Source organism: Polaromonas sp. P1_G4 (genome assembly GCF_056405475.1).
The window spans coordinates 1-12,105 of record NZ_JBFUCA010000075.1 but is presented as its reverse complement, the minus strand read 5'-3'; the positions used below and the strand labels follow the sequence as shown (position 1 = coordinate 12,105).

General features: G+C 61.5%; 10 protein-coding genes. 3 read left to right on the top strand and 7 right to left on the bottom strand.

Annotated features, from left to right (window positions below; all coding sequences use genetic code 11):
- Positions 1 to 878, bottom strand: an 878-nt coding sequence (locus AC1D1X_RS05985; RefSeq protein WP_477697971.1) for a lyase family protein, incomplete at its 3' end; no start/stop codon positions are given.
- A 188-nt stretch (positions 879 to 1,066) separates the two neighbouring features.
- Here AC1D1X_RS05985 and AC1D1X_RS05980 point away from each other — a divergent pair.
- Together AC1D1X_RS05980 and glk are read left to right on the top strand one after the other, a co-directional pair.
- Entirely contained in the window at positions 1,067 to 2,068 is a 1,002-nt protein-coding gene (locus AC1D1X_RS05980; RefSeq protein ID WP_477671380.1) for a Bug family tripartite tricarboxylate transporter substrate binding protein, read from the top strand.
- A gap of 37 nt (positions 2,069 to 2,105) precedes the next feature.
- Positions 2,106 to 3,131: a glucokinase gene (gene glk, locus AC1D1X_RS05975; RefSeq protein WP_477671381.1), complete on the top strand. Its 1,026-nt coding sequence runs from the start codon at positions 2,106 to 2,108 to the stop codon at positions 3,129 to 3,131.
- A 52-nt stretch (positions 3,132 to 3,183) separates the two neighbouring features.
- Here glk and argF read toward each other — a convergent pair whose 3' ends face one another.
- Both argF and AC1D1X_RS05965 read right to left on the bottom strand, forming a co-directional pair.
- The gene (argF, locus tag AC1D1X_RS05970) at positions 3,184 to 4,128 is read right to left on the bottom strand and encodes an ornithine carbamoyltransferase (protein ID WP_477671382.1); all 945 of its coding nucleotides are present in this window, start codon (positions 4,126 to 4,128) and stop codon (positions 3,184 to 3,186) included.
- On the bottom strand, positions 4,125 to 5,342 hold the full coding sequence (locus tag AC1D1X_RS05965) for an acetylornithine/succinylornithine family transaminase (RefSeq protein ID WP_477697970.1): 1,218 nt from the start codon (positions 5,340 to 5,342) through the stop codon (positions 4,125 to 4,127). Before AC1D1X_RS05965 ends, argF begins: the two co-directional genes overlap by 4 nt.
- Before the next feature lie 432 nt (positions 5,343 to 5,774).
- On the opposite strand from AC1D1X_RS05965, the gene AC1D1X_RS05960 reads away from it, so the two are divergent.
- Positions 5,775 to 6,095 (top strand): DUF3579 domain-containing protein, encoded by a 321-nt coding sequence (locus tag AC1D1X_RS05960; protein WP_411885285.1) that lies wholly within the window; start codon positions 5,775 to 5,777, stop codon positions 6,093 to 6,095.
- Between the two features lie 121 nt (positions 6,096 to 6,216).
- Here AC1D1X_RS05960 and rpsT read toward each other — a convergent pair whose 3' ends face one another.
- The 4 genes from rpsT to AC1D1X_RS05940 form a co-directional block, all read right to left on the bottom strand.
- Entirely contained in the window at positions 6,217 to 6,528 is a 312-nt protein-coding gene (rpsT, locus tag AC1D1X_RS05955) for a 30S ribosomal protein S20 (protein ID WP_007864125.1), read from the bottom strand.
- Positions 6,529 to 6,817: 289 nt separating this feature from the next.
- Entirely contained in the window at positions 6,818 to 8,890 is a 2,073-nt protein-coding gene (locus tag AC1D1X_RS05950) for a protein kinase domain-containing protein (RefSeq protein WP_477697969.1), read from the bottom strand.
- Positions 8,887 to 10,821 (bottom strand): sensor histidine kinase, encoded by a 1,935-nt coding sequence (locus AC1D1X_RS05945; protein WP_477670052.1) that lies wholly within the window; start codon positions 10,819 to 10,821, stop codon positions 8,887 to 8,889. The genes AC1D1X_RS05950 and AC1D1X_RS05945 overlap by 4 nt, the downstream gene beginning before the upstream one ends.
- A gap of 387 nt (positions 10,822 to 11,208) precedes the next feature.
- On the bottom strand, positions 11,209 to 12,105 hold an 897-nt coding region (locus tag AC1D1X_RS05940; RefSeq protein WP_477697968.1), incomplete at its 5' end, for a 23S rRNA (adenine(2030)-N(6))-methyltransferase RlmJ.

Here is a 12,105-nt window from a genome sequence, read left to right as displayed (position 1 = left end):
ACCAACAGCAGCGCGGTGGACGGATTGCGTTTTTGCGCCATGGTCGAGCTGCCTACCTTGCCCATGTGAAACGCTTCCGCAATCTCCCCGATTTCTGTGCGCTGCATGAATACGACGTCTTGCGCGATTTTCTGCGCGGAACCTGCAAGCAGCCCCAGTGCTGAAATGTAGTCGCACACGCGGTCGTAAGACGAACGGCTTGGCAGCCCGGCTGGCGGTAACCCGAGTTGCTCGGCCATGCGCGCTTCCACGGTCCGGCCTTTGATGCCCATCGCTGCGAAAGTGCCTATCGCACCGCCCATGCACGCGACGAACGACGAGGCCAGACGCTGCGTCAGGCGATCCCGATCCCGATCCAGTTCGTCGATCCAGCCGGCAAGCTTGAAGCCGAACGTCATTGGCAATGCATGTTGACCGTGTGTACGGCCCGCCATCACCGTTGCCCGGTGTTCCTGCGCCAGCCTGCCAAGTGTGGCGATGGCTGCATCCAGATGACCCGTCAACAAGTGGTGTGTCTCGCGCATCTGCAGTGAACTGGCGGTATCGAAGATGTTCTGGGTCGTCGCCCCCCAATGGATATAGCCCGCCGCTGGGTCGCCGCACAGTTCCTCGAACTGGGAGAGGACGGGAACGAGCGGATGTTGAGCAAACGCGATGTCCCGGGACAGGCGTTCCAGATCGAAGAGCCGGGCATCGGCCTTCTTCCCGATGATTTGCGCAGCCTCGGTGGGAATGACGCCGAGTTCGGCTTGGGCATGAGCCAGTGCTGCTTCAACATCGAGCCATGCCTGCAACGTGGCCCTGTCGCTCCAGATGCGTTTGGCTTCGCCGCTGAACCAGTGGCCGGTAATAAATGATTCAAACATACTGGTATTCATGGACGGCTTGGATTGTGACGCGGCAAGCCTATTGGCATGCTCGCTAAAATTTTTGATTGATACATATTGTATTTGTGTAATTCTATGTTTTATATAGAATAAATTTAAAATTAATACAAATTACAATAAATACAAATACAATATACTCGCCATGCATTCAGCGGGTACATAAAACATGGAGACACGTCATGGAAGATTTTTTTGCTCGCCAGCGATCCGGGCGTCGCAGGCTGTTGAACCAGCTTGCCTTGCTGGGCGCCGGCGCGTTATTACCGGGCATTGGCCGCGCACAATCGGACAAGCCTGTATCGCTGATAGTCGGGTACTCTGCCGGCGGCAGTGCCGACCTGGTTGCCCGTGTTGTGGGGGCCGAACTGTCAAAGCGCCTGGGGCGTCAGGTCATCGTCGAGAACGTTGCGGGCGCCAGCGGCATGATTGCCGCGCAAAAAGTGCTCAATGCGCCAGCTGACGGTAACCTGATCTACATGGGAGGTACGGATACCGTGCTGGTGCCCATGGTCAATCCGAAGACCAGGCTGGATTGGGAGAAGGACCTTCTGCCGGTTGGAAGAATGACCACGGTGCCGCTGGTATTCGCCGTCCCCGCGGGTTCGCCCCACGCGACGCTTTCCGACCTGGCGGGCGCGCTGAGAAAAAGCGGTAAAGAGAACTTCAATTACGCAACACCCGGAATTGCGACGATGCAACATCTCTATGGGTCGCTTATCAACAAGCGGGCAAAGGTGGAAATGTTGCATATCCCGTACCGTGGTGGTGCCCAGATCGTGAATGATCTTGTGGGTGGCCAGGTAGACAGCGCGGTGCTGGTCTTGTCGACGGCGATGCCCTTTCTCAAGGAGGGCAAGATCAAGGCCCTGTCGGTGTCGGATAGTGCACGCGTTCCGCAACTGCCGAATGTCAGGCGCATTGGCGAGGAAGAGGGCTTCAACGGAATTTCGCTGCCGCTCTGGCAAGGCCTGTTTGTGAAAGCGGGAACCTCCCCCTCTATCGTGGCCGCTTATGAAAAGGCATTGCTGGACGCACTCGCGCAGTCAGACGTGCGCACAAAGCTGGCGGAAGCCGGCATCACGGTCGCTCCGATGACCGGCCGTGAGCTTCGTGCGTTCGTCGGTCCACAGGCCTCGCTGTACCGCGAAATTGTGAAGACCGCAAAAATCACCATGGAATGACGAGCGGCTCATCCTGGCCCGGTTGCGATAAAAAAAGATGACTGCATTGCCCGGCAGTCCTGGCGGCGGTGGGCGGCTTTTGGCCGACATCGGCGGGACCAACGCACGCTTCGCGTGGCAGGCCGGTGCCGGTGCCGGGGCATCCATCGATGACCTGGTGATATTGCCTTGTGCTGGATATGCCAGCCTTGCGGATGCAATCCGGCATTACCTGGGCGTCGTGGGGCGAAGCGCCCCTCCTGACTGCGCAATCGCGATTGCCAATCCAGTGCATGGGGATCAGGTGCGAATGACCAATCATCGTTGGACTTTCTCGATCAAGGCACTGAAAGAGCAATTTGGATTCGCGAAGCTGCGGGTGCTGAATGACTTTACGGCGCTGGCCCTGGCGCTGCCCACGCTGAAGCCAGAGGAGTTGCGTCAGGTTCAGGGCGCAAAGGCCGCCCCTTTCGCTGCGATGGGTTTGATCGGGCCCGGTACCGGTTTGGGCGTTTCGGGGCTGTTGCCCGACGGGCAGGGTGGCTGGATCCCGATCGAGGGGGAGGGAGGGCATGCTACTTTGGCGGCTTGCACACCGCGTGAGCAAGCGGTACTCCGTTGGCTAAGCCGCCGCTACGGGCATGTTTCGGCCGAGAGAGCCGTATGCGGCCAGGGCCTGGTCGATATTTACCTGGCCATCAAAGAGGTTGACGGCTGTGCACCTGACGCCGGGCTTGATGCGGCGACCGTAGCGTCGGCAGCACTGGATGGGGGTGATCCCTGGTCTCGCGAAGCACTCGATCTTTTCTGCGCGTTCCTCGGAACGGTCGCGGGCAATCTGGCACTGACGCTCGGCGCTCGCGGCGGGATATTTATCGGCGGCGGCATCGTTCCGCGCATGGGAGAAGTTTTCGAGCATACGGCGTTTGGGCAACGCTTCAAGGCAAAGGGCCGCTTTGCACAGTTTCTGGCAGACGTGCCGGTGTACGTCATTCAGTCCGGGCAATCACCTGCGCTTCGCGGTGCCGCAATTGCGTTGGACAGCCCGTCCGCTTCAGTGCCTGGTGTTCCGCGAGACGGGTGACGCGGCTCGCGGTGCCGATGGAACTCATGCCCTATCGTTGATCGCTCAGTGTTTACGCGAGCTGCCCGAGCAAAAGGAACTCCATGAGTGCCTTTTGTGCGTGCATCCTGTTTTCAGCCTCATCCCAGACCACGGACTGCGGGCCGTCGATCACTTCGGCTTCGACTTCTTCGCCGCGGTGGGCAGGCAGGCAATGCATGAAAAGCGCGTCGGGTTTGGCCGCGGCCATCATTTCGGCGTCCACGCACCAGTCCGCAAAAGCTTTCTTGCGTGCTTCGTTTTCGGCCTCATAGCCCATGCTGGTCCATACGTCGGTGGTGACCAGGTCGGCACCAGCGCACGCCTGCATCGGGTCCTTGAAGACCTTGTAGCTTTCGGCCGAACGGATGCCGGCGATGGACTGGTCAACCTCGTAGCCGCCCGGGGTGCTCACGTGCACCTTGAAGCCGAGGATTTCGCTGGCCTGCAGCCAGGTATTGGCCATGTTGTTGCCGTCACCCACCCAGGCCACTGTCTTGCCCTTGATGGAGCCGCGGTGCTCGATGTAGGTGAAGATGTCGGCCAGGATCTGGCAAGGGTGGAATTCATTGGTCAGGCCGTTGATGACCGGCACGCGCGAGTGCTCGGCGAAGCGGTCGATCTTGGTTTGCTCGAAGGTGCGGATCATCACCAGGTCGACCATGCGGCTGATGACCTTGGCGCTGTCTTCAATCGGCTCGGCACGGCCCAGCTGGCTGTCGCCGGTGGTCAGGTGCACCACACTGCCGCCCAACTGGTACATGCCGGCTTCAAAGCTCACGCGCGTGCGCGTCGAAGCTTTTTCGAARATCATCGCCAGCGTGCGGTCGACCAGSGGCTGGTGTTTTTCGTAGGCCTTGAACTTCTTCTTGATGATGGCGGCGCGCTCGAAAACATAGGCGTATTCGGCCGCGTTCAGGTCGCTGAACTGCAAATAGTGCCGCACGGCAGCAGGCGTGGAGGGGATCGCAGTGGTCACGCGTTTTTCTCTTTCAAAAGCTGCTTGATCAGCGKAACCAGGATGGCCACCGCTTCGTCGGCTTCAGCTGTGGTCATGATCAGCGAAGGCACCATGCGGATCACGGTGTCAGCGGTCACGCTCAGCAGCAGGCCGTTTTCGGCGGCGCGGGCGAGCAGCTCGCCGCAAGGCACTGTCAGCTCAATGCCCAGCATCAGGCCGCGGCCGCGGATTTCTTTCAAACCTTTTTCGCCGGCCAGTTCCCGGGCCAACGCCGCGCGAAGGTGGTCGCCCACCTTCACGGCGTTGGCAAGCAGGCCTTCTTCTTCCATGATGCGCAGGGTTTCCACTCCGGCGCGCATGGCCAGCGGGTTGCCGCCAAAAGTCGTGCCGTGATTGCCGGGGCTAAAGATGTGGGCGGCCTTGGGGCCGGCAACGACTGCGCCAATCGGCACGCCAGAGCCCAGGCCCTTGGCCAGCGGCATCACGTCGGGCTTGATGCCCGCCCACTGGTGCGCAAACCATTTGCCGGTGCGGCCCATGCCGCATTGCACTTCATCGATCATCAGCAGCCAGTCGCGCTCGTCGCACAGCGCCCGCACGTCGCGCAGGTATTCGTCTTTCATGCTGTTGATGCCGCCTTCGCCCTGGATGGCTTCAAAGAATACGGCGACGACATTGGGGTTATTGGCCGTAGCGGCTTTTAGCGCATCGATGTTGTTGAGCGGTACGCGGATAAATCCCTCCACCAGTGGGCCGAAGCCGGCCTGGACCTTGGGGTTGCCGGTGGCGCTCAGGGTGGCGATGCTGCGGCCGTGAAAGGCTTTCTCATAGACGACGATTTCGGGACGCTCAATGCCCTTGTCATGGCCGAACTTGCGCGCCAGCTTGAGCGCGGCTTCATTGGCTTCCAGGCCCGTGGAGCAGAAAAACACGTTTTCCAGACCCGACAGCTCCACCAGTCTGGCGGCCAGGGTTTCCTGCAGAGGCACGTGGTAGTAATTGGAGCTGTGGATGAGCTTGGCGATCTGGTCCTGCAGGGCGGGCACCAGCTTTGGATGGTTGTGGCCCAGGGTATTGACGGCAATGCCGCCCAGCGCGTCGAGGTAAGCCTTGCCATTGACGTCCCAGACGCGGCAGCCCTGGCCGTGGTCCAGCGCGATGGGCAGGCGGCCGTAGGTGTTCATCACGTGAGGGGAGGCGGCTTCGATGTGCTTGGGAAGGGCTGCGGTCATGGAGAACTCCGGAACAAGGGCTGTAACAGGRCTGAAAATCGGAGGCCCGCAACAAGTGAAGCAGGCCAGGTACTCCGACCCAGAGGTATCGAAACATGAAAGTGCGCCTTCGAGCCCATGCCGTCGTTGCAAATCCTCGCCATAGCCAAAGCTATGTCTGCGGTTTGCGCCTAGGCCTAGGCCCGAATCCATCACTTTCACTTTGTTCCGATACCTTTGGGCCGGAGTACAGGTTGATTTTAGGCGCAGAGTTTGCAGGCTTTTGTGACGATCCTGCATCACTGCAATGCAGGCGCCTGGCGCCTCCTGATGTTGAAAATCAGGCATCAAGTCTTATATAAGAGTCGCAAATAAGATAGAATTGTTGTGCGGTGCAGCATGGGGTGAATACGATCCCTTTCCACGTCAGGCGCCGCAAAAACCCTCCATCCGATGGTCTCCAACACCGCCAAAGAAGTCTTCATTCAGGGTATTACCCGCGACGGCAAAACCTTCCGGCCCAGCGACTGGGCCGACAGGTTGTGCGGCGTGATGAGCCATTTCCGCCCGGGCGGCCCGCAGCCCGGCAGCCACCTGACCTACTCCCCCTGGTGCGTGCCCACCGTCATCAACGGCGTGAAGTGTGTGGTCGTTAACTCAGAGCTGCGCGAGGCCGAGCCCATGGCCTGGGACTTCGCCATCAACTTCGCCAAAGACAACGATTTACAGGTGGCCGAAGCCTGTTTAATTCCGGATCCCCCGCGCAAAGACTGAGGTTTTCGAAGCGCCCAACAAAAAAGCCGTCTTTCGACGGCTTTTTTGCTTTGCTGCAGCGCACCCTACAAAACGGCGGACGGTATTTTCAGAATGCCGTCCGGGCGATTTGCCTGATTGCTCAGGCGGCCTTTGCGGGGGCCAGTGCCAGGGCTTTCACCTTGGCGGACAGGCGGCTCTTGTCGCGCGCTGCCTTGTTCTTGTGGAAGATGCCCTTGTCGGCAACCGTGTCCACAATGCTTTGGGCCTTGGCGAACAGGTCCTTGGCTTTGTCTTTGTCACCGGCTGCAACGGCTTTTTCGACGTTTTTCACAGCGGTGCGGTATTTGGAGCGCAGCGAGGTGTTCGCAGCGTTGAGTTTGACGTCCTGGCGGACGCGCTTACGGCCCGACGCGAGGCGGGGGTTCTTTTTCTTGGGTTTGGCGGTAGCCATATATAAATTCCTTTAATCCTGGGGAGGAGTCTGTGGATGTTGCAGCAAAGCCCACGATTATATACCCCCACGGTCGCTCACTTCGTGTAGCTCCCTGCCCCCCGAGGGGGCCGCCCGCCTGTGGCCCGGCAAAGCCGGTTCCACGGCTCATGCTGGTTGAAGAATTCAGGGCGTTACCAGCGGGGGTATTTACCAGCGGGGGCCGAGGGTCCGGCTTTGCCGGCCCCAGGCGCCGCCCCCTGAGGGGGACCGGGCTACACGCAGTGAGCCTGGACAGGGGGGAGCTTTTCTAAAGACTAATTTCAGGCGCGGGCGCGATGGATTCGAGTTCGAGCAGAAAGGCTTCGGCTGATTCGTAGCGGTGCTCGGGGCTTTTGGCCATCAGCTTGTTGACCACGCCCTGCAATTCCGCATGCACCGCGGGCAGGGCGGGGGTGTCGGCGTTCAGGTGCTTGGCCAGCAGCAGTTCGAGCGATTCGGCAATGTAGGGCCGGCGGTTGGCCAGCATTTCAAACAGCATCACGCCCAGGCTGTAAAGGTCGGATTGCGCCGTCACCTTGCGGCCGGTGGCCTGTTCGGGGCTCATGTAGTAGGGCGTCCCCACGACGTCGCCGTGATGGGTTTGGGTCAGTCCCATGCTGGGGGCCTGCAGCATGGACTTGGCAATGCCGAAGTCGGCCAGCGCCACGCTGCCGTCGGCGCGCAGCATGACGTTTTCAGGCTTGATGTCGCGGTGGACAATGCCGTGTGCGTGGATGGCCGACAGCGCCTGGGCGACCTCGCGCGCCACCGTCAGCGCCTGCGAGCGGGCCAGGTCGGGTCCGAACAGGCTGCGCAGGTCACCGCGTTCAAAGTACTCCATCGCGATGTAGGCATGCTCGTCGGTGAACCCCTGGTCGTAGATCTTGATCACGTGCGGATGGTCGATCTTGCAGAGCAGGGCGTATTCCTGGATGAAGCGCACCAGGTGTTCCGAGGCTTCCTTGCCGCGTGAGTCCAGCACCTTGAGCACGATCGGCAGGCCGTCGGATTCGCGTTCGCTCAGGTAGACCTCGGTCATGCCGCCCGCGCCGATCTTGCGCGTGATGCGGTAGCCCTTGAGGCGTACCGCCTCGCTGCTGGCGTCAAAGCGCAGGTCTTTCAGCGCCGAGAGCTTGGCGTCCAGCGCGCCCTTGACCGCGCGTGCGGTAATGTCCGAATTGGCGCGCACGGCGTCGCTGATCTCGCTGGCGCGCTCGGTCAGGCTGGCCATGCCGTGGATCTTGTCTTCCATGGTGGTGACGAGGCCCGTGACCTCGGCCACATCGATGGCGAGGTTGCGGCCGGGCAGCGAGAGCGAGGTGTGGATGCCGGTCTGGATACCGGTGCCGGCTTCGCCGAGCGTCTGCTCGCTGGCCATCACCGTCCAGCCCTTTTCTTCGGTGGCGTCTTCCAGCCGTGAGGCCAGCGTGACGGTTTCGCCCACGGGCGTGAGTTCCTTGGTCTGTTGCGTGCCGAGCTGGCACAGCGTGACGGCGCCGCTGTGGATGCCGATGCCCATGGCAAACGGCGGCAGCGCGCGGCCGCCGAAGCGCTGCTCCAGCCAGTCGCGGAATTCATGCGTGGCCAGTGCCATGGCAAGAGCCGCAGAAATGGCGCGGCGCGGGGCCGGCAGCGGCGAGCCGGTGAGGGTGTCGACAAACACCGCCATCAGCCCATCGCCGACAAACTTGATGTGCCGGCCGCTGTTTTTCAGCACGGGTTCGGAGATGCGCTCAAAATATTCGGTGAGCAGTTGTGACACTTCCGCGGCGTTGAGCTTTTCAGCCAGCGAGGTGAAATTGCGGATGCTGGCCACCAGCACGGTGGCATTGGCGATTTCTTCGGTTTGCGCGCTGGCCGGAATATCAACCGRTACGCTGTCGGGGCGGCTGCCGCTGATGCGGCTGGCAAAAGCTGCGCGCAGGCGTTCTTCGCCGGCGGCCACCCCCGAGTCGATGGCTTCACGCACCCGTTCTTTTTTCTTCAGCTGCGCGTTGACGGCGTCGAGCAGTTCGGCGCGGCTGAAGGGTTTTGACAGGTAGTCGTCGGCGCCGGCCGTCATGCCGCGGCGCATGCTCTCGCGGTCATCCAGCGCGGTCAGCAGCATGAAGGGAGTGTTGACCAGCAGCGGGTCGGCGCGCACGGCTGCCAGCAGTTCAAAGCCGTTCATGCCGGGCATGCCGACGTCGGAGACGATCAGGTCGGGGCGGCTTGCACGGGCCTGCTCCAGGCCCTGCCGGMCATCTGCGGCCGCGGCCGTTTCAAAACCTTCAAGTTTGAGCAGCCGCACGATGTTGCTGCGGATGGCGTCGTCGTCCTCAACGATCAGGATCAGGGTCATGGGTTTCCTTGAGAAATGGGCAGGCTGATCGTGAACTGTGTGCCCGTTCCCGGCATGCTTGCCACCTCGATTTTGCCGTGATGCAGGTCAACGGCGTGTTTGACAATGGCCAGGCCCAACCCGGAGCCCTGGCGGTTGCCTACATTGGAGCCGCGGTGAAAGCTCTCGAACAGGCGTGGCAGGTCTGAGGGCGGAATGCCGATGCCTTCGTCACTGACGCGCAGGATCAGGTGGTCCCCGGACTCATCCTGCCGGCGGTCCAGCGTGAGCACCACCACACTGCCGGCGGGCGAATATTTGCAGGCGTTGGCCAGCAGGTTGCTGGCAATGTGCCGGACCAGCCGTTCGTCGAGCAGGACCAGCTGCGAAAAAGCGTCGTGGCCGATGGGGGCTTCAAATTCAATCGCATGCTGGCCGGCGTCGCTGGTGTGCATTTCGGTCACGAGCTTGCGGCACAGCGCCGCGATATCCAGCGGTTTCAGGTTGAGCTTGAGTTTGCCGGCGTCGGCCTGCCCGACGGTGAGCATGTCTTCAAGCATGCCCTGCATGCGTTTGACCGCGATCACCAGGTCGGCCATGATGTCCTGGCGCTCGCGGTGCGTGATTTTTTCGCCGTAGTGTTCGATCAACTCTGCGGACGACAGAATCGTGGCAAGCGGCGTGCGGAATTCATGCGAGGCCATCGACACAAAGCGCGTTTTGAGCTCACCCAGCTCGCGTTCGCGCGCCAGGGCCCGCCGGGCTTCTTCGTCGGCTTCCTTGCGGCGGGTGATGTCCACGTAAGTCCACACCGAGCCTTCCTGCGGGCGATTGCGGTCGAGCGCCGAGCCGTCAAGCTGAACCCAGATCAGTTCACCACTTTTGCGGCGCATGCGCGTTTCCAGCGAGAACGATCCGGTTTGCGCGATCTGCGCGTAGGCGAGTTCGCCGGTGCGTTCGAAGTCCTCGTCACTGGGATAGTGAACGCGCGTTTCCTGGCCCAGCAATTCGGCCGGGCTGTAGCCGAGCATGGCGGCCAGCGTGCGGTTCAGCCACTGGTGGCGCCGGCTTTTGAGGAAGGTGACGCCGACGGCGGTGGTTTCGAGGATGGCTTCGCGCTGCGTCAGCGCGGTCTTGAGTTCTTCGTCCAGCCGGCGGCGTTCGCTGATGTCGGACATGAGCACGAGCAGGGCGGGTTCGCCGTCCCACTCAATGCGCGTGCCGTAGATGCTCGCCCAGCCGGTGCGCAGGTCCGGCGCCATGGTCTCGCGCGGTGGCGTGATGAAGCGGGCCTCGTAGGCGCTGACCATGGTGCCTGACTGCATGAGCTCGCGCTGGCGCTGCACCATCCTGCGGTCGTCAGGATGGATCAGGTGCATGGACGGCAGCCCGGTGAGCGTCAGGCCGAACATGGCCTGGGCGCTGGTATTTGAAAAGCGCACGATGCCTTTCTGCACCACCAGGATCACGTCGTTGACGTTTTCCACAACCGCCCGGTAGCGCTCGGCGGCTGATCGGGTCAGAGCCTCGAGTCTTTTGCGCTCGGTGACATCTTTCAGGAAAAAAAGGTCCGCCGGCGCACCTTCCCAGTCCACCAGCACGCCGTTGATTTCCACCCAGGAAGTCGTGCCGTCGTCGCGCTGGAATCTCGCCTCAAAAGCCGGGACGACGTTGCCGGCGGCGCGCAGCTTGTGCTTGCCGGAAACAAAGTTGCGGTCTTCCGGATGGATGAACTCGATCATGGGCCGGTCGGCCATGGTGCCGGCCTCTGTACCCAGCAAGGCCAGGCACGGCGGATTGGCAAAGCGCAGCAGGCCTTCCTGCCCGACGCAGATGTTTTCGGTCGCGAGGTCCACCATGGTCTGGTAGCGCGCCAGCGATGCACGAAGCTCCTGGGTGCGAAGCGCAACCCGGCGCTCGATTTCACTTTCCATGTCCTCTGGCGTGCCCATCGCCATCCCGCTTGCTGAGCCGTCATTGATTCCCTTTTCCGCAGGTCCGGCCGTTTTCCCACGCACGCGCGGTCCACGGCCCGGCGTATCCGGGGCGGCGGATGGGAGAGCTTGAGCCTGGACGGGCATGTTTAGTGGTGGAGCACCGAGGGAGCGGGAGAGCCAGGAGGAAAAGAAGAAAAGAAAGCGGAAATCAGGACAGGAAGCGGGCAAACAGGGGTGGGGCAATGGAGGCGCAGACTTTGGGAAAGTTTACGGGGCAACCTTGCCACAACTCACTGCGGCGGTAAAGACAGGAAAGTCTGGGCGCACAACACAGCCAACCTGGCATAACCGGCTGGCGGTGCCGGCTGCCATCCCCTCTTGCAGGGCGTCGTCCTGAAAGCCCTAGCCGCCATGCTCCAGCGTGAAGCCGGCATTGCGGTCTTGCCCCAGCAGGGCCACCATTTGCGGCAGGGCCGCTTGCAGCTCTGCCTTGAGGGTGTGGGGCGGGTTAATGACAAACATGCCGCTGGCAGGAAGGCCCGGTCGCACCACGTCACCGGCGGCATCTGTTGTTAATTTGCTCGATTTCACCGTTAAAGCGGCATTCAACCAGCTTCGGCTGGCTTTGACGGCCAGCGTCTTGAGCTTACGGGGCAGGTCATGGGCTTCCGGCCGCGGGATGATGGGATACCAGACCACATAGGTGCCGGTGGCGAAGCGCTTGACGGCGTCTGCCATGCAGGCCGACACGCGCGCGTAGTCGCTCTTCATTTCATAGCTGGGATCACACAGCACCATCGCCCGGCGGGCGGGTGGCGGCAAAAAGGTTTTCAGGGCTTCAAAGCCGTCTTCGCGCGAAACCGCCACCTGGCGGCCTACACCCAACTGTTCAATGTTGCCGGAAAGCGACTTGAAATCGGTGGGATGCAATTCAAACAACTTGAGCTTGTCGCGCCCGCTCAGGAATTGCTGCTCGATGAAAGGGGAGCCCGGATAGATCTTCAGGTGCGCGATGTCGCCGCTTTCGGCGAATTGCGGGTTCAGGCCGCGCAGCAGGTCGATGTAGTCCTGCAGGGCAGGCGCCCAGCCGCCTGCGGCTGGTTTGGCGGTGGTGGGCTTTGCTATTTTTTTAGGAGCTGCTTGCGCATGCTGTGCTTGGGCTGGAGCCGGTTTTGCCTCGGAAACAGATTGGGAAAGCAGCCTGAAAATGCCTTCCTGGGCCTCACCGCTGGTTTCGGTGTAGTCGCCGTCAAGCCGGTACAGGCCCGCGCCCGCATGCGTGTCGATCACGGTCAGCGC

What these genes read in the sequence shown, in the direction of transcription:
- AC1D1X_RS05980 (WP_477671380.1), top strand. Translation starts at nt 1,067, where the DNA reads ATGGAAGATTTTTTTGCTCGCCAGCGATCCGGGCGTCGCAGGCTGTTG.
- glk (WP_477671381.1), top strand. Translation starts at nt 2,106, where the DNA reads ATGACTGCATTGCCCGGCAGTCCTGGCGGCGGTGGGCGGCTTTTGGCC.
- AC1D1X_RS05960 (WP_411885285.1), top strand. Translation starts at nt 5,775, where the DNA reads ATGGTCTCCAACACCGCCAAAGAAGTCTTCATTCAGGGTATTACCCGC.
- rpsT (WP_007864125.1), bottom strand. Translation starts at nt 6,528, where the DNA reads ATGGCTACCGCCAAACCCAAGAAAAAGAACCCCCGCCTCGCGTCGGGC.
- AC1D1X_RS05945 (WP_477670052.1), bottom strand. Translation starts at nt 10,821, where the DNA reads ATGGGCACGCCAGAGGACATGGAAAGTGAAATCGAGCGCCGGGTTGCG.